At 36.2% G+C, this 22,309-nt stretch carries 25 protein-coding genes; 23 read left to right on the forward strand and 2 right to left on the reverse strand.

Annotated elements, in window-relative coordinates; translation table 11 throughout:
• The first annotated feature begins 3 nt into the window (after nucleotides 1-3).
• The 12 genes from GMB86_RS12715 to GMB86_RS12770 all read left to right on the forward strand — a co-directional run bounded on the left by GMB86_RS12715 (nucleotide 4) and on the right by GMB86_RS12770 (nucleotide 12,139).
• Nucleotides 4-1,527, forward strand: coding sequence for an ABC transporter ATP-binding protein (locus GMB86_RS12715; RefSeq protein ID WP_155220504.1), 1,524 nt, complete (start codon nucleotides 4-6; stop codon nucleotides 1,525-1,527).
• Nucleotides 1,524-2,585, forward strand: coding sequence for an ABC transporter permease (locus GMB86_RS12720; RefSeq protein ID WP_155220506.1), 1,062 nt, complete (start codon nucleotides 1,524-1,526; stop codon nucleotides 2,583-2,585). The genes GMB86_RS12715 and GMB86_RS12720 overlap by 4 nt, the downstream gene beginning before the upstream one ends.
• Nucleotides 2,586-3,551, forward strand: a complete 966-nt coding sequence (locus GMB86_RS12725; RefSeq protein ID WP_155220508.1) for an ABC transporter permease — start codon at nucleotides 2,586-2,588, stop codon at nucleotides 3,549-3,551.
• Nucleotides 3,552-3,681: 130 nt separating this feature from the next.
• Nucleotides 3,682-4,779 (forward strand): BMP family lipoprotein, encoded by a 1,098-nt coding sequence (locus tag GMB86_RS12730; protein ID WP_155220510.1) that lies wholly within the window; start codon nucleotides 3,682-3,684, stop codon nucleotides 4,777-4,779.
• A gap of 238 nt (nucleotides 4,780-5,017) precedes the next feature.
• The gene (gene yfmF, locus GMB86_RS12735) at nucleotides 5,018-6,304 is read left to right on the forward strand and encodes an EF-P 5-aminopentanol modification-associated protein YfmF (protein ID WP_155220512.1); all 1,287 of its coding nucleotides are present in this window, start codon (nucleotides 5,018-5,020) and stop codon (nucleotides 6,302-6,304) included.
• The gene (gene yfmH, locus GMB86_RS12740) at nucleotides 6,301-7,584 is read left to right on the forward strand and encodes an EF-P 5-aminopentanol modification-associated protein YfmH (protein ID WP_155220515.1); all 1,284 of its coding nucleotides are present in this window, start codon (nucleotides 6,301-6,303) and stop codon (nucleotides 7,582-7,584) included. The genes yfmF and yfmH overlap by 4 nt, the downstream gene beginning before the upstream one ends.
• A gap of 56 nt (nucleotides 7,585-7,640) precedes the next feature.
• Nucleotides 7,641-8,375, forward strand: a complete 735-nt coding sequence (ymfI, locus tag GMB86_RS12745) for an elongation factor P 5-aminopentanone reductase (RefSeq protein WP_155220517.1) — start codon at nucleotides 7,641-7,643, stop codon at nucleotides 8,373-8,375.
• A gap of 116 nt (nucleotides 8,376-8,491) precedes the next feature.
• Nucleotides 8,492-8,749 (forward strand): DUF3243 domain-containing protein, encoded by a 258-nt coding sequence (locus GMB86_RS12750; protein ID WP_155220519.1) that lies wholly within the window; start codon nucleotides 8,492-8,494, stop codon nucleotides 8,747-8,749.
• 256 nt (nucleotides 8,750-9,005) lie between these two features.
• The gene (locus GMB86_RS12755) at nucleotides 9,006-9,101 is read left to right on the forward strand and encodes a DUF3388 domain-containing protein (protein ID WP_155220521.1); all 96 of its coding nucleotides are present in this window, start codon (nucleotides 9,006-9,008) and stop codon (nucleotides 9,099-9,101) included.
• A 97-nt stretch (nucleotides 9,102-9,198) separates the two neighbouring features.
• On the forward strand, nucleotides 9,199-10,077 hold the full coding sequence (locus GMB86_RS12760; RefSeq protein WP_155220523.1) for a helix-turn-helix domain-containing protein: 879 nt from the start codon (nucleotides 9,199-9,201) through the stop codon (nucleotides 10,075-10,077).
• A gap of 128 nt (nucleotides 10,078-10,205) precedes the next feature.
• Nucleotides 10,206-10,784 (forward strand): CDP-diacylglycerol--glycerol-3-phosphate 3-phosphatidyltransferase, encoded by a 579-nt coding sequence (gene pgsA, locus GMB86_RS12765; protein ID WP_155220525.1) that lies wholly within the window; start codon nucleotides 10,206-10,208, stop codon nucleotides 10,782-10,784.
• Between the two features lie 107 nt (nucleotides 10,785-10,891).
• Nucleotides 10,892-12,139: a competence/damage-inducible protein A gene (locus tag GMB86_RS12770; protein WP_155220527.1), complete on the forward strand. Its 1,248-nt coding sequence runs from the start codon at nucleotides 10,892-10,894 to the stop codon at nucleotides 12,137-12,139.
• Between the two features lie 2 nt (nucleotides 12,140-12,141).
• Here GMB86_RS12770 and GMB86_RS15580 read toward each other — a convergent pair whose 3' ends face one another.
• Together GMB86_RS15580 and GMB86_RS12775 are read right to left on the reverse strand one after the other, a co-directional pair.
• A complete protein-coding gene (locus tag GMB86_RS15580; RefSeq protein WP_196220225.1) occupies nucleotides 12,142-12,300 on the reverse strand; it encodes a hypothetical protein in 159 nt (52 codons plus the stop codon).
• Nucleotides 12,281-12,532, reverse strand: a complete 252-nt coding sequence (locus GMB86_RS12775) for a hypothetical protein (protein ID WP_155220529.1) — start codon at nucleotides 12,530-12,532, stop codon at nucleotides 12,281-12,283. The genes GMB86_RS15580 and GMB86_RS12775 overlap by 20 nt, the downstream gene beginning before the upstream one ends.
• A 309-nt stretch (nucleotides 12,533-12,841) precedes the next feature.
• Between GMB86_RS12775 and recA the strand changes: the two genes are divergently transcribed.
• From recA to GMB86_RS12830, 11 genes are all read left to right on the forward strand, one after another.
• Nucleotides 12,842-13,879, forward strand: a complete 1,038-nt coding sequence (gene recA, locus GMB86_RS12780; protein ID WP_155220531.1) for a recombinase RecA — start codon at nucleotides 12,842-12,844, stop codon at nucleotides 13,877-13,879.
• Between the two features lie 315 nt (nucleotides 13,880-14,194).
• Nucleotides 14,195-15,760, forward strand: coding sequence for a ribonuclease Y (rny, locus tag GMB86_RS12785; RefSeq protein WP_155220533.1), 1,566 nt, complete (start codon nucleotides 14,195-14,197; stop codon nucleotides 15,758-15,760).
• A 138-nt stretch (nucleotides 15,761-15,898) separates the two neighbouring features.
• Nucleotides 15,899-16,693: a TIGR00282 family metallophosphoesterase gene (locus GMB86_RS12790; protein WP_155220535.1), complete on the forward strand. Its 795-nt coding sequence runs from the start codon at nucleotides 15,899-15,901 to the stop codon at nucleotides 16,691-16,693.
• A gap of 153 nt (nucleotides 16,694-16,846) precedes the next feature.
• On the forward strand, nucleotides 16,847-17,107 hold the full coding sequence (locus GMB86_RS12795; protein WP_141189340.1) for a stage V sporulation protein S: 261 nt from the start codon (nucleotides 16,847-16,849) through the stop codon (nucleotides 17,105-17,107).
• A 69-nt stretch (nucleotides 17,108-17,176) separates the two neighbouring features.
• The gene (locus tag GMB86_RS12800; RefSeq protein WP_155220537.1) at nucleotides 17,177-18,103 is read left to right on the forward strand and encodes a dipeptidase; all 927 of its coding nucleotides are present in this window, start codon (nucleotides 17,177-17,179) and stop codon (nucleotides 18,101-18,103) included.
• Nucleotides 18,104-18,235: 132 nt separating this feature from the next.
• Nucleotides 18,236-18,694, forward strand: a complete 459-nt coding sequence (locus GMB86_RS12805; protein ID WP_155220539.1) for a CBS domain-containing protein — start codon at nucleotides 18,236-18,238, stop codon at nucleotides 18,692-18,694.
• A 135-nt stretch (nucleotides 18,695-18,829) separates the two neighbouring features.
• Complete coding sequence (locus GMB86_RS12810; RefSeq protein WP_155220541.1) at nucleotides 18,830-19,543, forward strand: ABC transporter ATP-binding protein; 714 nt, start codon at nucleotides 18,830-18,832, stop codon at nucleotides 19,541-19,543.
• Nucleotides 19,536-21,128 (forward strand): hypothetical protein, encoded by a 1,593-nt coding sequence (locus tag GMB86_RS12815; protein WP_155220543.1) that lies wholly within the window; start codon nucleotides 19,536-19,538, stop codon nucleotides 21,126-21,128. The genes GMB86_RS12810 and GMB86_RS12815 overlap by 8 nt, the downstream gene beginning before the upstream one ends.
• A gap of 27 nt (nucleotides 21,129-21,155) precedes the next feature.
• Complete coding sequence (gene sigY / locus GMB86_RS12820; RefSeq protein ID WP_155220545.1) at nucleotides 21,156-21,692, forward strand: RNA polymerase sigma factor SigY; 537 nt, start codon at nucleotides 21,156-21,158, stop codon at nucleotides 21,690-21,692.
• The gene (locus GMB86_RS12825; protein WP_155220547.1) at nucleotides 21,679-21,984 is read left to right on the forward strand and encodes a YxlC family protein; all 306 of its coding nucleotides are present in this window, start codon (nucleotides 21,679-21,681) and stop codon (nucleotides 21,982-21,984) included. The genes sigY and GMB86_RS12825 overlap by 14 nt, the downstream gene beginning before the upstream one ends.
• Complete coding sequence (locus GMB86_RS12830; RefSeq protein ID WP_155220549.1) at nucleotides 21,977-22,168, forward strand: transcriptional regulator; 192 nt, start codon at nucleotides 21,977-21,979, stop codon at nucleotides 22,166-22,168. Before GMB86_RS12825 ends, GMB86_RS12830 begins: the two co-directional genes overlap by 8 nt.
• Nucleotides 22,169-22,309: the final 141 nt, after the last annotated feature.

Here is a 22,309-nt window from a genome sequence, read left to right on the forward strand (position 1 = left end):
CAAATGTCATTTGTGATCGAAATGAGAAACATTCGAAAAGAGTTTCCCGGGGTTGTGGCAAATGATAATATTACCCTACAAGTGGAAAAAGGCGAAATTCATGCTTTATTAGGAGAAAATGGTGCTGGAAAGTCAACACTTATGAATGTTCTTTTTGGTTTATATCAACCTGATAAAGGTGAAATCTATGTTAAAGGAAAGAAAGTCCATATTTCTGACCCCAATGTAGCGAATGAACTTGGTATAGGGATGGTACACCAACATTTTATGTTGATTGACAAGTTTACAGTTGCAGAAAATATCATTTTAGGCAGTGAACCAACGAAATATGGACAACTCAATCTTAAGGAAGCTATAAAAGTGGTACAAGGCCTATCAGATAAATATAATCTTGATGTCAATCCAATGGAAAAAGTTGAAAATATTTCTGTTGGGATGCAGCAACGAGTTGAAATTCTTAAGACACTGTATCGTGGATCAGACATTTTGATTTTTGACGAACCAACAGCTGTCTTAACACCTCAAGAAATTAAAGAACTCATGAATATTATGAAGACACTTGTACAAGAGGGAAAATCGATTATCTTAATTACCCATAAATTGAAAGAAATAATGGAAGTTTGTCATCGATGCACCGTCATTCGTCTGGGTAAAAGTATTGATACCGTTCATATATCTGAAGCAACGCCTGACCAGCTTGCCACTATGATGGTTGGTCGGAAAGTCGATATTAAAGTCAATGACCAAGCCTATGATCCAAAAGAAACCGTTCTTGATATTAGAGGTCTTAAGGTTTTAGATTCACGTAAAGTGTCAACCGTAGACGGTCTTGATCTTAAAGTACATGGTCATGAAATTGTGGGTATTGCAGGTGTTGATGGAAACGGTCAGACGGAGCTTGTTGAAGCAATTGCAGGACTCAGGAAAATAAAAGAAGGATCGATTTCTCTAAATGGACAAGATGTAACCAATAAGCGCACACGGAAAATAACGGAAGCCGGTCTAGGTTATATTCCAGAAGATCGACATAAACATGGCCTTGTATTAGACTTCTCTGTTAGAGAAAACATTGTTTTGCAAACCTATTACAAAAACCCTTATTCTAAAGCAGGTATTCTTAACAATAAAAAAATAACGAAAAAAGCAAAAGAACTCATTAAAGAATACGATGTTCGAACACCAAGTGAGTTAACACTTGCAAGATCTTTATCTGGAGGAAATCAACAAAAAGCGATCATTGCACGTGAAATTGATCGTAGTCCAGAATTACTCATTGCAGCACAGCCAACAAGAGGGTTAGATGTTGGAGCCATTGAATTCATTCATGGAAAGCTATTAGCAGAACGAAATAAAGGTAAAGCCGTTTTACTTGTATCATTTGAATTAGATGAAATTTTGAATTTAAGTGATCGTATTGCTGTTATCTATGAAGGAAAAATTATCGACATTGTCAATGCAAAAGAGACAAATGAAAATGAGTTAGGGCTATTAATGGCGGGACATAGGAAGGCGGTTAAAGAGGGATGACAAAAATATTAAAAAATTCAAATTGGTTTAATATTGTTGTACCGATGATCGCTGTACTACTCGGTTTGTTAGTTGGGGCCATTATTATGCTCCTTACAGGATACAACCCAATACTTGCCTATCAATCCATATTGGAGTCTGTATTTTTACAACCTTATTATACTGGTGAAACAATTCGAGCTATCATACCTCTTATTTTAACAGGCTTAGCTGTTGCCTTTGCTTTTCGCACGGGGTTATTCAATATTGGGGTTGAAGGACAACTGCTTGTAGGCTGGTTTAGTGCTGTTGCCGTCAGTATTATGTTTTCAGGTCTACCTAAATTAATCTTACTTCCATTAGCTATTTTAGTTTCAGCCCTTGCTGGAGGACTATGGGGATTTATTCCAGGTCTTTTAAAAGCACGCTTAAAAGTTCACGAAGTTATTATTACAATTATGATGAACTATGTTGCTTTATATACAACAAATTATCTTATTAAACATTTTTTATATGCAGAAGGTGAAAAAACACCGAATATTCCAGAATCTGCATCGCTTGCTTCGACGCTTTTATCCAATATTTCGCAAGGATCAAGGCTACACTGGGGGATTATCGTTGCCTTACTGGCTGCAGTATTCGTTTGGTTTCTATTATGGCGAACAACAAAAGGATACGAGTTACGTGCGGTAGGCTATAATCCACATGCATCGCGGTATGCTGGTATGAATGTAAACAATAATATTGTCCTTTCCATGGTAATATCCGGCGCACTGGCGGGTGTTGCAGGTTCGATGGAAGGACTTGGTACGTATCAATATATGATGATAAATTCCACATTTATAGGAATAGGATTCAATGGTATCGCTGTAGCTTTATTAGGCATGAATACCTCGATTGGTGTGATTATTGGAGCGACTTTATTTGCTATTCTGCAAACGGGGTCTATCACGATGCAATCAACAGCTGGAGTACCAACAGAAATAGTCTCTATTATTATTGCGGTTATCATTTTCTTTATTGGTTCAAGTTATATTATTCGTTGGTGCTTATTGCGCCTTACGAAAGGAGGAAAATAAATGGACTTCATGCAAATTTTGACCATTGTTATTCCTTCAGCCATTTTGACCGCAACACCTTTAATTTTTACAGCATTAGGGGGTGTTTTTTGTGAAAGATCAGGTGTTGTTAATATTGGTTTAGAAGGGCTAATGGTCGTTGGTGCATTTAGTGCCGCTGTTTTCACCTATTTCTTTGAGCAGCATGGACTTGGAGCTGCATCCCCATGGCTGGCGCTCTTAATTGCTGCTCTATTAGGTGGCGTTTTTTCGATCATTCATGCTGTTGCCTCTATTTCATTTCGAGCAGAGCAAGTGGTCAGTGGGGTAGCTATTAACTTTTTAGCTTCGGGTTTGTGTTTATTTCTTGTAAAATTAATTTTTGATGGGAAAGGTCAAACGCCTTATATTGCCCATCGGATTGACAAAATAGATATCCCGGTATTACATGATATTCCTGTTGTTGGCCCATTACTTTTCTCAAATGTAACTTATATTTCTTATATCGCTGTCATCATTTCATTTGTTGTATGGTATGTCATCTATAAAACACCTTTTGGTTTGCGACTACGTTCTGTAGGTGAACACCCTCAAGCCGCTGATACACTAGGGATTAATGTGAGTAAAACACGGTATATTGCGGTTATCCTTAGCGGTATATTTGGAGGATTAGGTGGCGGTGTCTATTTGGTAACGATTGCGTCAAATTACAGTGTGTCTACGATAGCTGGTCAAGGTTTTTTAGCTATTGCTGCCATGATTTTTGGAAAATGGCATCCAGTAGGTGCTATGGGGGCCGCTTTATTCTTTGGACTTGCTCAATCATTAAGTATTACAGGTCAACAAGTGCCAGTTCTCAATCATCTACCAGATGTCTTCTTGCTCATCGCACCATATGTCATTACTATTTTGGCACTTGCAGGATTTGTAGGACGTGCTGATGCTCCAAAAGCGAGCGGAATCCCATATATTAAGGGAAAACGATGACGTGCATATTCCGCTTTTAATGAGAAAAAATATAAAAGAACAAAAAGATCTTCTTTTTCGACAAATAATATTTATCTTTGACAAGAGATAAGCTATAGTAATTATTGAGTTTAATTTTAGGGGGGTATAAATGTTGCTAAAGAAAAAACTATTAGCCTTAGCAGCTGTGATTACAATCTCAGGAACGGTTCTTTCTGCTTGTGGAGGCGCAAGTTCTGACAATGGTAGCAAAAAAAGCGAAAGTAAGTTCAAAGTTGGCATGGTAACGGATACGGGTGGCGTTGATGATAAGTCATTTAACCAATCCGCATGGGAAGGTTTAACTACTTTTGCTAAAGATAATAAATTATCTGCTGGTAAAGCAAACTCCGAAGTTCGTTATTTACAATCAAATCAAGCTTCTGATCACATTCCTAACCTTAACCAACTTGTACACCAAAACTTTAATCTAGTTTTCGCGACAGGTTTTACGATGGTTGAGGATATTTCAAAGGTGTCTTCTCAAAACCCAAATTCTCAACTAGCCATCATTGACAGTGTTGTTACAGGAAAAGATAAAAAGCCTTTAAAAAATGTTGCGAATATTACATTTAAAGAACAACAGGGTTCTTTCCTTGTTGGCGTTGTTGCTGGATTATCGACTAAAACGAATAAAATTGGATTTGTAGGCGGAATAAACTCTGCATTAATTAAAAAGTTTGAAAACGGATTTAAAGCAGGCGTTAAATCTGTTAATCCTAAAGCAGAAATCTATGCGCAGTATGCTGGCGCTTTCGATGCTCCAGATAAAGGTCAAACAATCGCTTCAACATTATATGGTAAAGGCGCAGACATTATCTATCAATCAGCTGGCGCAACGGGTAATGGTGTCTTTACAGAAGCTAAATCAGAGAAAAAAGATGGCAAAAAAGTCTGGGTTATCGGTGTAGATAGAGACCAATATGATCAAGGGTTACCTGAAGATGTTACTTTAACATCAATGGTGAAACGTGTCGACAAAGCCGTTTATGATGTCTCCAAAAGAACAAAAGATGGAGATTTTCCAGGTGGAGAAGTTCTCGAATATGGTCTTAAAGAGAACGGAGTAGGCATTGCACCTTCAACTCAACATCTGTCAAAAGATATCCTTAATAAAGTTAATGATTATAAACAAAAAATTATCGATGGATCGATTACTGTACCATCGACCGATAAAGAATATAAAACGTTCCTTTCAACACTAAAATAATTTATATTTCTAAATCCCTACATCATCAAGTAGGGATTTTTCTTTTTTCTTTTAGGGAACCTCGTTGGAAGCTATTAGAAATCAGATGTTATCCTATTTCAATGTTGGAAATAAAAAGGACATCATAATATAATTTGTTTGCGAATACATTTTTGAATAGTTATATGAGTATACTTCTGGTTATGTATATGACTATTGGGGTAGAATAATAAATAGAGAAGTGTGAAGGAGTGAGAAAATGACTTATATTCAGGAAAAAGTGACGTCAACAGGTGGGTTAACAAGCCATCTCGTTCAAACAGATAAATTTAAAACAAATACGTTATTGTTACAATTTAGGGCACCACTTGAAGAGGCAACCGTAACAAAACGTGCATTATTGAGTTATGTATTAAAAAGCGCAACAGCAAAGTCTCCAACATCACAGGAACTCCAAAGTCGGCTAGATTATTTATATGGAGCAACTTTATCATCAGCTCTTTCTAAAAAAGGAGAGCAACATATTATAACTTTTGTCATGACCATAGCAAATGAACGTTTCCTATCTAACGAGCAGGAACTACTAAAACAAGCCCTTTCGCTACTAGGAGAATTAGTCTTCGATCCTCTCATTGATGAACATGCTTTTGATAGTAAAACCGTTGATAAAGAAAAGAGAGCCCTAAAAGCAAGAATTCAATCCATTTATGATGATAAAATGCGCTATGCCAGTCAACGGTTGATTGATGAGATGTGTGAAAATGAACCGTTTCACCTTCATACATATGGTTATGAAAAAGATTTGGATAATGTGACTCCAACTGATTTATTTGAGTATTATATGAAAATGATTAATGAAGATGCGGTAGACTTATTTATGATTGGACAAATCGATGAAGAAAAAATTCTTCCTGAGTTGGAACATATCTTTCCATTCACAAAAAGAGTGGAAAAACTCGGCGGAATTCAAAATCAGGATACCATCATTCCAGACCAAGAACGCGTGATTAAAGAAAGCCAACCTATTGAACAAGGGAAATTAAATTTAGGATTTCGAACGAACGTACGACTTGGCGATCCGCTATATTATGCTTCTCAAGTTTTCAATGGCTTGTTCGGGGCTTTTCCTCACTCAAAATTATTTATGAATGTTAGAGAAAAAAATAGTCTGGCGTATTATTGCTCCTCAAGCTATGAGAGCTTCAAAGGATTTATCATTGTCATGAGTGGCATCGAATTTTCTAATTATGAAAAAGCCCGAACGATCATTATTGAACAGTTATCAGAAATTCAAAATGGTGCATTTTCTGAGCATGACATGTCATTAACAAAAGCACTGCTAAAAAATTCAATTTTAGAATCACTAGACAATCCATTTTCTATTGCAGACATCTTGTATCAACAGGTTGCTTCAAAAGTTCAATTTACAATTGAAGAATTTATTGATGGAATAGAGAATGTAACGACGGAAGAGATTATTGAAGTTGCCAATCAAACGAAATTAGATACTACATATTTTTTACAAGGTGCGGTGAAAACAAATTGAAAAAACACTATTTTTCTCAATTAGATGAAACGATTTTTTTTCATACACTTGACAATGGTTTGAAAGTCTACATGTTGCCAAAACAAAGTAACAAAACGTTTGCCACATTTACAACACAATATGGCTCAATTGATAATACATTTAAACCACTCAATCAAGAAAAAGTGGTTACTGTACCAGATGGGATTGCTCATTTTCTAGAACATAAGATGTTTGAAAAACCAGATGGAACAGATGTTTTTCATGATTTTGGCGAGCAAGGAGCCTCTGCCAATGCGTTTACCTCTTTTAATCGAACGGCCTACCTTTTTTCAAGTACGTCAAACGTTGATAAGAATTTAAACACACTGATTGATTTTGTTCAAACACCAGCATGGACGGATGAAAGTGTAGAAAAAGAAAAGGGGATTATTGGGCAAGAGATCAGAATGTATGATGATAATCCAGATTGGCGCTTGTTTTTTGGGCTAATTGAAAATATGTACCATCATCACCCAATAAAAATTGATATCGCCGGTACTGTTGAATCCATCAGTCATATCACAAAGGATTTGCTTCTCGATTGTTATCATACATTCTACCATCCAAGTAATATGATTTTGTTTGTCACAGGTCCAATTGACCCAGAACATATTATTCATCTCATTGAGGAAAACCAAAAGAAAAAGGACTACTCGAATAAAAAGGCGATTGAACACGTGTTTCCAGATGAACCTCGTCAGGTTGCTAAAAGTGAATCCATTTTACACATGGCCGTGCAGACACCAAAATGTCTGATTGGTTTCAAAGAACCTAAACCATATCGGTCTGGAAAAGAACTGATGAAACACGAGATCGCTGTTAATTTATTACTTGAACTCATGTTTGGAAGAGGGACTGAACAATACAAAACGTTGATTGATGAAGGATTAATTGATGAGAGTTTTTCTTTTGAATATACAGAGGAATATGGGTTTGGCTTTTCAGCTATAGGAGGGAATACAGAGCAACCAAAGCAATTGAAACAAAGACTGAAGGAAATGGTCATAAATTTTAAAAATGGAACCATTGATACTAAATCTTTTGATAATGCAAGACGCAAAAGAATGGGAAGTATTTTGAGATCGTTGAATTCATTAGACTATATCGCAAATCAATTTACCCGATACAAATTTAATCAAATGGACCTTTTTGAGTTAATACCTGAGTTAGAAAAATTAACCACCGACGATTTAAAGCAAACCCTTCATGAACATTTTTCTGAGGAAGGCTTTACGTCTTGTACAATATTAAAAAAATAGGCTTTGTTAAAAAATCAAGATATTTAACATAGCCAAAAGATAAAAAGGTGACTGTAATGAACAAAGGGACAGCATTAATTACTGGGGCGAGTGGAGGAATTGGTCTAGAGACAGCAAGGAAATTAGCAGCTGAAGGTTGGTCACTTTACTTACATTATTATCAAGGCAGTACGCCAATTCAATCTCTTTCTGATGAGTTGGCTATTATGTACCCAAAACAGTTTTTTTCTACGATTCAAGCCGATTTATCTGTAAAAACTGGACCTAAGGAACTAATTGAACAATTAATGGATCCTATCGATTGTGTCGTTTACAATTGTGGTAAAAGTCATGTTGCATTAATGACGGAAGTCGATCATGAAACATTAGATGCCTTTATTCAATTAAATTTAACAAGTCCATTTGTTATCCTTCAAGAATTGCTACCTCATATGATTCATCAAAAAAAGGGTAAAATTATTTTTGTCTCGTCCATTTGGGGAATCACAGGTGCTTCTATGGAAGTGATGTATTCGATGGTAAAAGGCGGACAGAATACATTAATCAAGGCGTTAGCAAAAGAGGTCGCACCAAGTCAAATTTCAGTTAATGGGGTTGCACCTGGAGCGGTGGATACACAAATGATGAAAGACTTTAGTGCTGAGGATTTGGCTTTTATTAAGGAGGATATCCCGATGGGTCGCCTAGCCAATCCAGCCGAAATAGCAGATTTGATTGGTTATCTTGTTTCTCCTTCTGCCAATTATATAAACGGACAAATTATTTCCATTAACGGTGCCTGGTATTGTTAATATTTTGTCAACACTTTTATCCATTGTACGAGGAAAAATGAGGGAGGATACATATTTAAGCGAGAATGAGTCATCCTAATAATGCAAGTCAATTTTTACTTATTAGGAGGATTATGATGACAGTATTAGAAAATTGGGATCAATGGAAGGATTTCCTAGCTGATCGTCTCCATCAAGCTGAATCTGTTGGATTGAGTAAAGATACTATTACTAACTTTGCCACTCAAGTCGGCGATTATTTATCATCAAAGGTTGATCCAAAAAATCAACAAGAGCGCGTGCTTTCTGATTTATGGAGTGTAGCGGATCAAAATGAACAACACATGATCGCAAACTTAATGATCAAACTTGTTGACAATAACGGAACTCACTAAAGCTAAACTTATCATGCAGTAAAAAGGAATGCCTTTTCGGCATTCCTTTTTTAACGAAAACAAGCGTCTTTTATTCATAATGCGAAGATCTTCCTTGAAAGCTGAGACTATTTATTATACATTAAAGATAATGGATTTTTGAATGAAGGTTACAAGAGGACAGCGAAACGCCGGCTGGTCAAGAAGGGTATTTTGAGTATGAAATTAATCGTCATAGACTAGGGTTATTAGTGGGCGTTATCTAGCATTAATAATTATGAACTTCCCAGTAATTAAAATTATTGAACACCCTGATGTTTTTGTTAAGGATAACGAATACTCTCTAGAGGATTTTGATTATTTAATAGAATGAAGAAATCATTTTCATGAGAAGCTGATTCATGATGAAACCAAATTAAGATAGTCGTGATTATATATAGATTTTAATTAATATTGGCAGGTGTTTGTGAGTGAGTGAATTAGGTCAGGCATTAAAAGAAGCACGTAAAGAAAAAGGTATGTCACTCGATGATGTGCTTGAAATTACTAAAATTCAAAAACGTTATTTAACAGCCATTGAAGAAGGTCAATTTGATCAATTACCAGGTGAATTTTATACTAGAGCTTTTATTAAAAATTATGCAGAAGCCGTAGGTCTTGATTCTGGTACTATCTTTGAAGAATACGCGAATGAAATTCCCAAGACAAAGCAGGCGCCGGTTGAACCACAGTTGCCTCCTAGATCAAATCGAACGAAGAAATCAGCTCCGAGAGTGCGTCAGGGGAAAAGTGGGTTAAGAACCATTTTACCAACTGCAATTATTGTTATCTTTATCGTTGTTGTTCTTATCATTGTTTGGATGTTTTTACAACAGGCAGCAAACCCTTCATCATTGAAGAAAGATGAAAATAATAGCACGATATCTTATGAACAAAAAGATACACCGAAACCAAAAAAACAATCTTCAACAAAGAAAACAACGGAAAAGGAAGCGAAAGACAATACGAAAACCGAAGATCAACAATCAATCAAATTGGACAATACACAAGGTGGCATATCAAATTATACTTTATCGAATACAAGTGAATTTGTTGTCAACATTAAAGTGAAAGATGGCCAACAGTCTTGGGTAACAGCTGAAGATCTATCATCATCAAAGCGCTTAGCCTATGGGATGGCTACAAGCGAAAAGCCGATTCACTTTGATGCGACCGATAGCAAAAAAGTCCATTTTAACATCGGAAGTTCAACGGTTGCTGAAATGAAAATTAACGGTAAATTATTTAAATTTCCTAACAAAAATAGTGTACAGAAGTTTAATATTACATTTGATAAGCAAGAGCAGTAGAGTCATCGCAAAAGATGGCTCTTTTCAACTGAAAAAAAGATTACATATATAGAGTACATATAGAATCAAGACTGAATACAACGCAAAAAATAATTTTATTTATTTTGTATTTTTAGGAGGAATTTAGCATGAATATAGCTAATAAGTTAACTGTATCAAGAATTTTTTTAATCCCCGTATTTCTCATCTTTCTTTTAGTTCCTATGGACTTAGGACATTTCACTTTAGGGCAAGCAAACATTCCAATTTCTCAATTCATCAGTGGTATTATTTTCATTATCGCTTCATTCACAGATTGGCTAGACGGTTATTATGCTCGGAAACTTCATCTCGTAACGAATTTCGGTAAATTTCTTGATCCGCTAGCAGATAAATTATTAGTGATGTCTGCTTTTGTGTCATTTGTGGGTATGAACCAAATGCCGGCTTGGATGGTCATTGTTATTTTAGCCCGTGAGTTTGCTGTTACAGGTCTTCGATTAGTCGCTGTTGAGGAAGGATCTGTTATTGCTGCAAGTAAAATTGCAAAATGGAAAACTTTCTCACAAATGCTCGCCATTATTCTCTACTTATTTAGTAACGTTCCATTTGGCTTGGATCACTTTCCCCTTCACTATATCGTTCTTTGGATTGCAGTTTTAATGACTGTTATATCAGGTTTTGATTATTTTTATAAAAATAGAGACATTATTTTAAAATCAAAATGATCGTTCATTATAATGTTCATAAGTTGCTAATGTAAGTGGCTCGAGAGTATGATAAAAGTGAGAAAATAGCACGTTGTCTATTTGTCAGAAGATGAGAGGGGATTGCCATGAATGCAGAGTTAATTGCTGTAGGATCGGAATTGTTACTTGGTCAAATTGCAAATACAAATGCTCAATTTATTTCGGAACAATTAGCACAACTAGGGATTAATGTCTTTTACCATACGGTTGTTGGTGATAATAAAGAGCGACTATCTTCTGCTATCAAGATAGCAGAATCAAGGTCTGATATGATCATATTTACAGGAGGACTTGGACCCACAAAGGATGACCTAACAAAGGAGACGATAAGTCGTGAACTAGGGAGAAAACTGGTCGTAGATCAAGAAGCTTTAAACAGCATCTTGTCATTCTTTGAAAAAACGGGAAGGGTCATGACTGAAAACAATCGAAAACAAGCTCTTATTATTGAAGGTTCCACCTCGCTTCCTAACCATCATGGCATGGCGCCTGGTATGTTAATCGAAATTAAGAACAAAACCTATATTTTACTTCCGGGACCTCCGAATGAGATGAAACCCATGTTTGTGAATGCTGCGGTTCCTCTACTTGCAAAGGTGCAGACAAATCCCTTGCATTCTCGTGTTTTGCGCTTTTTTGGAATTGGCGAATCGGCATTAGAAACGAAGTTGATGGATTTGATTGATACACAATCTAATCCGACGATTGCCCCTTTGGCAAAGGAAAGTGAAGTAACCATTCGTTTGACAGCTACACACGAAAAGAAAGACATGGCAAAACAATTACTTGATGACATAGAAGAAAAAATCTCCTTACGAGTCGGCGATTATTTGTATGGTTACGATGAACAGTCATTACCTGAAGTAGTCTTTTGTTTATTAAAAAAACATCAAAAAACGATGGCATTTGCTGAAAGTTTAACTGGAGGACTTGCTAGTCAATTAATGACAGACATCCCAGGAGCTTCTGAAGTATTTAAAGGTTCTATTGTCAGCTATACAAATGAAGTGAAATCAGAAGTTTTGGGTGTGCCCACTCAGATACTTGAAACTTACGGTGCTGTCAGTGCAGAGTGTGCCAAGTACATGGCAAAAAATAGTCAGTCAAAATGCAAAGCAACTATTGGTTTAAGTTTTACAGGGGTCGCAGGTCCTGATAAAAGTGAAAACAAAGAGGTCGGCACAGTATTCATTGGACTTGCAGACGGCCAAAATGTCTATAGCTTTCCGTATCAATTTTCTGGTACAAGATCACGAATTCGTCTTCAGTCGGCTAAAACGGGCTATGATCTTGTTAGGCGATATTTTCGTCAATTATCGCCCTTTGAAAAATAATCTTAAAGAGGATGTTCAAAAAGCCACCAAATGATAAGCTGCGAATCTCGGCGTTGGCTTGTTTTTCCGGTCCTCATGTAGTAAAAGCCTACATTCCGGTCCTCAAAACTGCGCCGCCTTGATCTTCTTGCTTCTAATTTGTCACCTTTTTGAACACGCATATAAAGGATGTTCAAAAAGCCACCAAATGGTAAGCTGCGAATCTCGGCGTTGGCTTGTTTTTCCGGTCCTCATGTAGTAAAAGCCTACATTCCGGTCCTCAAAACTGCGCCGCCTTGATCTTCTTGCTTCTATTTTGTCACCTTTTTGAACACGCATTTTAAGAGGATGTTCAAAAAGCCACCAAATGATAAGCTGCGAATCTCGGCGTTGGCTTGTTTTTCCGGTCCTCATGTAGTAAAAACCTACATTCCGGTCCTCAGGAACTGCGCGCTCTTATCTTCTTGCTTCTAATTTGTCACCTTTTTGAACACGCATCTTAATCAAATCTACAGATGTGTTACTACCCGTTAAGTGAATAAAATAAAAAAACGAATAAATGTTCGTCAAAACTATTGTTATCTTTTAAAAAAAAAGCTATTATATTAATATGAGTTCAAGAAGTGCTTACATTAGGTAAATGAGTCATTATCTTCAATTATCAATGACCATGATCGTTTTTTGAACAAACTTGAAGAAGCAAGTTAATTAAGGAGTGATTTGATGGGTGATAGAAAAGCAGCCTTAGATATGGCTTTAAGACAAATAGAGAAACAATTTGGTAAAGGTTCCATCATGAAATTAGGTGAACAACCAGAACAACGTGTATCGACCGTGTCAAGTGGCTCTCTTGCCCTTGATATTGCGATGGGTGTAGGTGGTTACCCTCGTGGAAGAATTATCGAAGTTTACGGTCCTGAATCTTCAGGTAAAACAACAGTTGCTCTGCATGCTATTGCGGAAGCACAAAGAATGGGTGGTCAAGCGGCTTTTATAGATGCGGAACATGCCCTTGATCCTGTTTATTCCGAAAACTTGGGTGTCGATATTGATGAACTCTTGTTATCGCAACCTGATACAGGAGAACAAGCACTAGAGATTGCTGAGGCTCTTGTTCGAAGCGGAGCGGTCGATATTATTGTTATCGACTCTGTTGCTGCTCTTGTTCCAAAAGCTGAAATCGAAGGTGATATGGGTGATGCTCACGTCGGACTACAAGCCCGTCTTATGTCTCAAGCCCTTCGAAAACTTTCGGGTGTCATTAGCAAATCTAAAACCACGGCGATCTTTATCAATCAAATCCGTGAAAAAGTAGGGGTTATGTTTGGAAATCCAGAAACGACACCAGGTGGGCGAGCATTAAAATTCTATTCATCTGTCCGTCTTGAAGTACGTCGTGCTGAAGCACTTAAACAAGGAAATGATATTGTTGGTAACCGTACACGTATTAAAGTGGTAAAAAACAAGGTAGCCCCACCATTTAAACAAGCAGAAGTGGATATAATGTATGGTGAAGGTATTTCAAAACAAGGCGAAATTTTGGATATTGGGTCAGAGCTAGACTTCATTCAAAAAAGCGGTGCGTGGTACTCTTATAACGATGAACGACTTGGTCAAGGACGCGAAAATGCCAAACAATTCTTGAAAGAGAATGAAGAAATTTGCAATGCTGTTGTGAAACAAATCCGTGAGTACCATCACTTGGATAACATCGCAAGTGAAAAAGATGAGCAAGTAGAAGAACAAAGTGAATTACTTTAATCAAAAATGACGATAATGGGGATAGATGTGGAGCAAATGGACATCTATCCTCTATTTCTATTGGTTTATTATAAAAGTAGCTCAGTCTCTATGAAATAAGAGACATAGTATGTGTAAAATAATGGTTCATTTTTAATTCCATCTCTATTAAAATGATCAAGCTCGGAAAGAATTAAACCGTCAGGTTGACAACCTCTTAGAGCAAATATACAATTGACATGTATATTATTAAATTATTAAATTTGAAATGATATGCTAAAAACGTAAATTTTTATTAATTTTAATGACAATAAGAAAAGGCAAGGAGGTGAAAAGATGTTATCTTCTGTTGTATTCATCATCTCCATTGCTCTAATCTCTGTAGTTTGTCTTTTCGTTGGTTATTTTATTCGAAAATTAATCGCAGAAGCCAAAATTGCAACCGCTGAAAACGCTGCAAGGCAAATTGTAGAAGAAGCAAAGCGGGAGGCAGAGGCACTAAAGAAAGAAGCTCTTCTTGAAGCAAAAGATGAGATTCACACTTTACGTACTGAGGCAGAAAGTGAAATAAGAGAGCGTCGAAATGAACTTCAAAGACAAGAAAATCGCCTTGTTCAAAAAGAAGATTTACTCGATCGGAAAAGTGAAACCCTTGATAAAAAAGAGGAAGTTTTAGAAAAAAGGGAGGATTCTCTCAATAAAAAATATCGACAAATTGAAGAGATGGAAAGCAAAGTGGAGGAACTGCTACGCATTCAACATACTGAGCTTGAGCGTATTTCTGGTTTAACCAATGAGGAAGCAAAAGATATCATTTTGAACCAAGTTAGACAAGAAACAGCCCATGAAGCGGCACAGCTCATTAAAGAAATTGAAACACGAGCTAAAGAAGAAGCAGACAAGAAAGCAAAGAATTTACTTTCACTCGCTATCCAACGTTGTGCAGCTGATCATGTTGCAGAAACGACCGTTTCCGTTGTCAACTTACCAAATGATGAAATGAAAGGTCGAATCATTGGTAGAGAAGGAAGAAATATTCGGACACTCGAAACATTGACGGGAATCGACTTAATTATTGACGATACGCCTGAAGCGGTTATTCTTTCTGGTTTTGATCCAATAAGAAGAGAAACAGCAAGACTCGCATTAGAAAAACTTGTTCAAGATGGTCGAATTCATCCTGCTCGTATTGAAGAAATGGTAGAAAAATCAAGAAGAGAAGTAGATGAAATGATTCGTGAATACGGTGAACAAACAACGTTTGAAGTTGGAATTCATGGATTGCATCCAGACCTTATCAAGATTCTGGGAAGATTACGCTTTAGAACAAGCTATGGTCAGAATGTGTTGAAACACTCAATCGAAGTGGCCTATTTAACGGGTTTGATGGCTGCTGAATTAGGTGAGGATGTTACCCTTGCACGCCGTGCTGGACTTCTCCATGATATTGGTAAAGCGATCGACCATGAAGTTGAAGGAAGTCATGTTGAAATTGGTGTTGAACTAGCAACGAAGTATAAAGAACATCCTGTTGTGATCAACAGTATTGCTTCACACCACGGTGATACTGAATCAACTTCTGTCATTTCAACTCTAGTTGCAGCAGCAGATGCCTTATCAGCTGCTAGACCAGGTGCAAGACGTGAAACGCTAGAAAACTACATTAAACGTTTGGAGAAACTAGAAGAAATTTCAGAGTCTTTTAAAGGCGTGGAAAAATCATTTGCCATTCAGGCTGGACGTGAAATTCGTATCATGGTTCAACCAGATGTCATTGATGATGCAAGTTCTTACAAATTAGCACATGATATTACGAAAAAAATTGAAAATGAGCTCGATTATCCCGGCCATATCAAAGTAACGGTCATTCGCGAAACAAGGGCCGTTGAATATGCAAAATAGAAAAGCGACTTAAGTCGCTTTTTTATTTTGGCCTATTTGAATAATCCTAAGGGTTTACTCCCGGAAAGAATTCAAGCTATAATAGGAAAGAATAGTTAAACTGACTGGTATGTTTAACACTATAGTAAGGAGATAATAATGAGAATATTATTTATTGGTGATGTGTATGGAAAATTAGGAAGACAAATGATTGATGAACATCTAGCACGATTAAAGAAACATTATCATCCGACACTTACCATAATCAATGCAGAAAATGCCGCCCACGGAAAAGGAATCACAGAGAAAATCTACAAACAATTAATGGAACAAGGTGCAGATGTGATCACCATGGGTAACCATACATGGGATAATCGCGAAATATTTGAATTTATCGATCGAGCTCATAAATTAGTAAGACCTGCGAATTTTCCAGAAGGTACGGCTGGCGTAGGTTTTCGGATTGTGCAAATTAATCAATGGAAGGTCGGCATTGTTAATTTACAAGGTCGCGTATTTTTACCACCTTTAGACGATCCGTTTTCTAAGGCAGAATCAATTATTAAAGAGATTAGGAAAGAAACCCCCATTATTTTTGTTGATTTTCATGCTGAAACCACCAGTGAAAAAATAGCTCTTGGATGGCATTTGGATGGAAGGGTATCAGCGGTTGTAGGGACACATACACATGTACAAACAGCCGATGAACGTATTTTTCCAAAGGGGACAGCGTATCTAACAGATGTAGGGATGACGGGGCCATATGATGGAATAATTGGTGTACAAAGGGAAACCGTCATTAGACGCTTTTTGACGCAAATGCCGGCTCGTTTTGAAAGCGAAACGGGAGCAGCGCAATTGAGTGCTGTCGTTATTGATATCGATGAAAGTACAGGAAGTGCCAAGAAAATCGAGAGGTGTCTTATTAATCCAGACCACCCATTCTTAAAATAAGAATCAAATTTAGTTATTAACAACAGTGCCTAGTTCCAAGATATAGAAGGTAAATGCATCAATCGTGATAAAATTATGATTAAAGCAGGAATACCCGTCCTTTTAGTGAATATAATTAGATATGCGGATGACAATCTATAGGGAGGAACAGGAATGGATATATTAAAAGTTTCAGCAAAATCTATACCTAACTCCGTTGCTGGTGCACTTGCTAACACTGTCCGAGAAAGAGGGACGGCAGAGATTCAAGCGATCGGCGCAGGTGCCTTAAATCAAGCTGTAAAAGCAGTTGCGATTGCACGAGGATTTGTAGCACCAGGGGGATTAGATCTAATTTGTATTCCAGCATTTACTGATATTCTCATTGATGGAGAAGAAAGAACCGCGATTAAATTGATAGTAGAGCCTCGTTAATTCGATAACAAAGAACTATGAACCTGTTTGTTCAAAGAACAAGCAGGTTTTAGGCATGGGGAGGAAATCATGCTACCTATTTTTGATGGCCATTGCGATGTGTTATTTAGACTTGATGATGATCCAAATTTATCTTTTAACAAAGAGAATGGTTTACATAGTTCCGCTCCTTTATTACGCAAAGGAGGCGCAAAAATTCAATGTTTTGCACTGTATGTTGGTGAGGGCATTTCTGAGGAATCTAAGTTTTCGAATGTCTTACACATGATCGATATTTTTTTCAATCAAGTGATTGAACCTAATCCAGATATGGTCCTTGTACGAACAAAACAAGAAATTAATGAACTTCAAGACCACCAGATTGGAGCTATGCTCACGTTAGAGGGTTGTGATGCGATCGGTCATGACATAATTAAATTAAGAACGTTATTTCGTTTAGGTATCAGATCGGTAGGATTGACATGGAATCATGCGAATGCTTGCGCAGACGGAGCACTTGAACCAAGGGGTGGTGGACTTACGCGTTTTGGTTTTGAAGTTGTAAAAGAAAATAATAGACATAAGGTTATGACGGATGTTTCTCATCTAAGTGAAAGGAGTTTTTGGGATGTCATTGAAGCAGCCCAATTTCCCACAGCTTCCCATTCCAATGTGAAACGATTATGTGAACATCCTAGAAATCTAACAAATGAACAAATTTCGGCCCTTTTTACTAGAGATGGATTTATTGGCGTGACCTTCGTACCGAAATTCTTAACAACCCAAGCTGAAGCATCTATTTCGGATATCCTTAGACATATCGACTATCTGTGTGAACTGGGTGGTGTGAGTCACATTGGTTTTGGATCTGACTTTGATGGAATAGATAAAACGCCTAAAGACTTGACAAACTATGGAGATTATCCTAAATTAGTTGAAACACTTCTTAAACATTACTCTGAAGAACAAGTAAAAGGCTTTCTTTTTAAAAATTTCTATGATTGCTTACCTGTATAGAAACGGGTGTGTCATCGAAATGACAATAATTAATAAAATGTGATTGCATCTATCCCTGTTTTTTTAAACAAAATGAGGTAAAATAGAGATGTAGTGTTTGGAAAATATCAATGTCAGAGAGGATGCATTCACATGAAAGTCAAAGAAATCATGATTGAAGATGTCTTAATGATTGATAAAAATGAAAGCGTAACCAATTTAATGAAATGCCTTACAGAAAATAAAATAGGCGGCGTCCCTGTCGTAGATCAGGACCACCATTTACTTGGTATGATCAGCGATGGAGATGTTATTCGTGCATTATCGCCAAGAGAACAGAATATATTTGATTTCTATTCACTAATTGTCCTTGTTGAAAAACCTGAGTTAAAAGAGCAAATTAGAAGATTCCTTGAGAAATCAGTTGAACAAGTCATGACAAAAAGAAAAATTGAGTATGTAAAACCAGAAGACAGCCTTCAAGATATATTGAATATTCTATCACATCATCATTTTAAAAAAATCCCGGTCATTGATGACGACAATAAAGTGGTTGGTGTCGTAAGTAGAGGGGACGTTATTCGTTATATTACAAAGCAAATGTTAGAATAAACGTACATTAGAACGTAAGAATAAAAGCTTACGTTCTATTTTTTTATTTAAATCCTGTTTAAAACGAACGAATACATCTTATTAAACGTACTATTTTAGAATGAGCCAAACAGTGAATAAGAAAGTGGGAGAAGAATGCTAAAAATAGAAAATTTAACAAAACACTATCGAGGTGGAAATTGTGGAATACATCATATTAATTTAGAAGTGCAAGCTGGAGATATTTATGGCTTTCTAGGTTCAAATGGGGCCGGGAAAACGACGACGATAAAATGTGTCACTGGAATTCATGATTTTGATCATGGTGAGATTACGATTAATGGATTATCACTGAAACGTCATGCACTCGAATGTAAACAAGTGATGGCGTATATCCCTGATAACCCAGATCTATATGAAAATATGAGTGGAATTCACTATTTGAATTTTATCGCTGACATCTATAAAATGAATCAATTTCAAAGAACAGAAGAGATAGAGCATTATGCGAACCTTTTTAACTTAACGGAGTTTTTAGGAAATTCGATTTCATCCTATTCTCATGGAATGAAGCAAAAACTAGCCATTATTTCAGCTGTTATGCATCATCCCAAATTATTACTATTGGATGAACCTTTTGTTGGATTAGATCCAAAAGCAGCCTTCGAACTCAAAAAAATAATGAAATCACTTGTGGAAAAGGGTACGGCTATTTTTATTTCATCCCATGTTCTTGAGGTGGTTGAAAAACTGTGTAATAAAATTGCTATTATTCAATCTGGCTCAATTATTGCAAATGGAGAGACTGAATTAGTAAAAGGACATTCATCACTTGAACAAGTTTTTTTGGAGTTGACACGAAATGAGTAATATCTTGATACTTTTAAAAGTCAATCTTCTTAATGTTTGTGATTGGAATAAATTTTTCAAACGATCAGCAATAAACATAAAAATGAAGATGACCTTTATTATTTTGATTATTTTTATTGGAATGAGTTTAGCTATGACGAGCTCAACCATGTATATGTATGGTTTGGGGATATTTCTAACTAAGCATCATCTGTTTTCCTATTTTGTCCCAGTCTCATCGTTTCTGGCATCTCTTGTCATGTTCATTTTATGCTTATATTGGACATCAGGTTATTTATTAGGATTCAAAGATTTTAATTTACTAATGTCTCTTCCAATAAAAGCTTATGAGATGATCATAAGTAAACTATGCTACGTTTATATAGTATGTGAATTAATCAGTGTATTGATCTGTTTGCCTTCCTTTATTATATTTGGATTAAACCTCCACTTTGGATTTATCTATTATTTATTTTCAATCTTAGTTATCACTATCTTGCCATTATGGCCAATGATCTTAGGATCTCTATTTACGATGAGTTTAGGAAGAGTCAATATAAAGCTAAAATCCAAGAAAATGGGTATGATGATTTGCTGGATTATAATAATCCTAATAGCCTCATTAGTTGGTTATCATTTATTGGACTCTATATCAGTGGAAGACCTACAAACAGCCATTCGAAAGATAACGACGATTATTTTCCCATTAAATATTTTAAAAATAGGTTTAGTAGGCATTCATATTGAGTTTATTTTGCTATTTATGTTTATTTATTTAATCCCATTTAACCTTTTTATCCTAGTTCTATCAAAATCATTTGTTCATATTAATTCTATTATGTCAGAACAAAGTAAAATAAAAACATATAAGAAGACACATTTAAAACAGTTACCTATTTTTGCTTCTTGTGTGAAAAAAGAACTAACCAACTATTTGAGCTCTTTTACAGTCGTGATGAATACGTCTTTTGGTATTATTTTGCTTACCTTTCTTCTCGTTACTTCCTCACTCCTTTCTATAAATTACGAGATGATTTTGCATCAATTTATGCCTAATGACCAAATAGTACAGATGTGGATCGGTTTATTTAGCCTGGTAGCCTCTTTGTCGTGTACAACATCGAGTTCAATCTCCTTGGAAGGTCAGAACCTATGGATAATAAAATCGCTTCCAATAAAAAGATTCACGATATTAAAAAGTAAACTCGCCGTAAATCTTATACTCGTCATGCCATTATTAGGCTTAGATGTATGCATCGTCGCTCTTAGAGAAAACATGAGTATTGTTGAAGGAATTTTACTCCTCGTGATCCCAAGTTTGCACTTGTCCAATGTTTCGTTAACAGGTCTCCTCGTTAACTTGCGCTTTCCAAAACTCATTTGGCGATCACCAATGGTTGTCGTGAAACAAAGTCTAAGTGTTCTATTAACGATGTTAATTGAAACCACCGTTTTCTCTCTCTCGGTAGGAAGCTATTTTATATTTATGAATAAAGTTCCATTCCTCTATTTTTCTGGAATACTGATAATCTTATTAGTCCTCGTTAATCTTCTCCTTTGGCACTTACTTAAAACAAAAGGCGTGGATTATTTCAATCAATTGTAAAGGATGAGAAGGGCGGATTTAAGAAAGATGTCTGATAGACTATTAATTGATAAAGCAAAGAATAAAAATAAAGATGCCTTCGCGGAGCTCTTTCTTAGACATCGTGACTTTCTATATCGATATCTATTAAAATTAACATTGAATCCTGACTTAAGTGAAGATATTGTTCAAGACACCATGTTAAAATCTTATCAAAATATAAAAAAGTATAACGGATCATCATCCTTTACCTCGTGGTTAATCACAATAGCGAATCGCATTTATTTTGACATTCTAAGAAAGAAGAAAAGGGAAAGAAACTGGATAAAACAACAACAGATCCTTGGACAGAGGAAACTAAGCTGGCAACTACAACAGAACAATGACAGATGGAGTGCGACATTAGAGAGTTTTAAAGAGTTAAAACCAGATATACGAGCTGCCGTACTATTAAAACACTATTATGGATATACCTATGATGAAATTGGGAAATTGATGGGAGTTAAAAGTGGAACCGTGAAATCTCGTGTTCATGTAGGTCTTATCCAATTAAGAAAGGGGTTATTAGGTGATGAAGAAGGATGATTTAAACAACGAATTAAGTAAGATAGATCGAATAACAGAAGAGTTAATAACAAAAGAAGATATTTTATGGCAGCTGGGAAAAAAAGAACGTCAATATCAGCGTCAACTGATAAAAGAGGTTAGCTTCTTTTTCTTGATAGGATTAATTTTGATGACTGGATTTACGATATCTTTCTTAAAACTACCCATCCTTTTTATAGTATTACAGATTTTCGTTCTTATCCTCATTCCTTTCTTAGTTTATATTGAAAATCGAAGCAACAATCCAATCGGCAGGTGGCATCATGAGTAGCCAGCAAATCGTGGTTGTTATACTAGCGGCAATCATCCTACTAACACAAGGCACCCTTTTGTTTTTAGATGCAAGAAAGAGACAACGACATGCTTGGTTATGGGGTATTGTCGGATTAATTCAATTCCCAGTACCGAGTCTTGTTTATTATTTCGTTGTGATTAAACGATATAATAAGACGTGATAAGAGATCTATTATCTTTTCTAATTCTATCCCTTTTGTTATACTAAGGAAGATTTGTTATCATGAAGCAAGAGTTTTATAGCTTATTTTTTTGTCAAAAATAGAGACTGACGCTTATTTTACAATTGGTTAATGAACGGT

It is taken from the genome of Terrilactibacillus tamarindi, from assembly GCF_009718825.1.
In the GTDB taxonomy this organism is placed as follows: domain Bacteria; phylum Bacillota; class Bacilli; order Bacillales; family Sporolactobacillaceae; genus Terrilactibacillus; species Terrilactibacillus tamarindi.

Bases quoted from the DNA above. Each gene is read 5' to 3' on its own strand.
- GMB86_RS12715 (WP_155220504.1), top strand. From the start codon at position 4: ATGTCATTTGTGATCGAAATGAGAAACATTCGAAAAGAGTTTCCCGGG.
- GMB86_RS12720 (WP_155220506.1), top strand. From the start codon at position 1,524: ATGACAAAAATATTAAAAAATTCAAATTGGTTTAATATTGTTGTACCG.
- GMB86_RS12725 (WP_155220508.1), top strand. From the start codon at position 2,586: ATGGACTTCATGCAAATTTTGACCATTGTTATTCCTTCAGCCATTTTG.
- GMB86_RS12730 (WP_155220510.1), top strand. From the start codon at position 3,682: ATGTTGCTAAAGAAAAAACTATTAGCCTTAGCAGCTGTGATTACAATC.
- yfmF (WP_155220512.1), top strand. From the start codon at position 5,018: ATGACTTATATTCAGGAAAAAGTGACGTCAACAGGTGGGTTAACAAGC.
- ymfI (WP_155220517.1), top strand. From the start codon at position 7,641: ATGAACAAAGGGACAGCATTAATTACTGGGGCGAGTGGAGGAATTGGT.
- GMB86_RS12750 (WP_155220519.1), top strand. From the start codon at position 8,492: ATGACAGTATTAGAAAATTGGGATCAATGGAAGGATTTCCTAGCTGAT.
- GMB86_RS12755 (WP_155220521.1), top strand. From the start codon at position 9,006: ATGAACTTCCCAGTAATTAAAATTATTGAACACCCTGATGTTTTTGTT.
- pgsA (WP_155220525.1), top strand. From the start codon at position 10,206: ATGAATATAGCTAATAAGTTAACTGTATCAAGAATTTTTTTAATCCCC.
- GMB86_RS12770 (WP_155220527.1), top strand. From the start codon at position 10,892: ATGAATGCAGAGTTAATTGCTGTAGGATCGGAATTGTTACTTGGTCAA.
- GMB86_RS15580 (WP_196220225.1), bottom strand. From the start codon at position 12,300: ATGCGTGTTCAAAAAGGTGACAAATTAGAAGCAAGAAGATCAAGGCGG.
- GMB86_RS12775 (WP_155220529.1), bottom strand. From the start codon at position 12,532: ATGAGGACCGGAAAAACAAGCCAACGCCGAGATTCGCAGCTTATCATT.
- recA (WP_155220531.1), top strand. From the start codon at position 12,842: ATGGGTGATAGAAAAGCAGCCTTAGATATGGCTTTAAGACAAATAGAG.
- rny (WP_155220533.1), top strand. From the start codon at position 14,195: ATGTTATCTTCTGTTGTATTCATCATCTCCATTGCTCTAATCTCTGTA.
- GMB86_RS12790 (WP_155220535.1), top strand. From the start codon at position 15,899: ATGAGAATATTATTTATTGGTGATGTGTATGGAAAATTAGGAAGACAA.
- GMB86_RS12795 (WP_141189340.1), top strand. From the start codon at position 16,847: ATGGATATATTAAAAGTTTCAGCAAAATCTATACCTAACTCCGTTGCT.
- GMB86_RS12800 (WP_155220537.1), top strand. From the start codon at position 17,177: ATGCTACCTATTTTTGATGGCCATTGCGATGTGTTATTTAGACTTGAT.
- GMB86_RS12805 (WP_155220539.1), top strand. From the start codon at position 18,236: ATGAAAGTCAAAGAAATCATGATTGAAGATGTCTTAATGATTGATAAA.
- GMB86_RS12810 (WP_155220541.1), top strand. From the start codon at position 18,830: ATGCTAAAAATAGAAAATTTAACAAAACACTATCGAGGTGGAAATTGT.
- GMB86_RS12815 (WP_155220543.1), top strand. From the start codon at position 19,536: ATGAGTAATATCTTGATACTTTTAAAAGTCAATCTTCTTAATGTTTGT.
- sigY (WP_155220545.1), top strand. From the start codon at position 21,156: ATGTCTGATAGACTATTAATTGATAAAGCAAAGAATAAAAATAAAGAT.
- GMB86_RS12825 (WP_155220547.1), top strand. From the start codon at position 21,679: ATGAAGAAGGATGATTTAAACAACGAATTAAGTAAGATAGATCGAATA.
- GMB86_RS12830 (WP_155220549.1), top strand. From the start codon at position 21,977: ATGAGTAGCCAGCAAATCGTGGTTGTTATACTAGCGGCAATCATCCTA.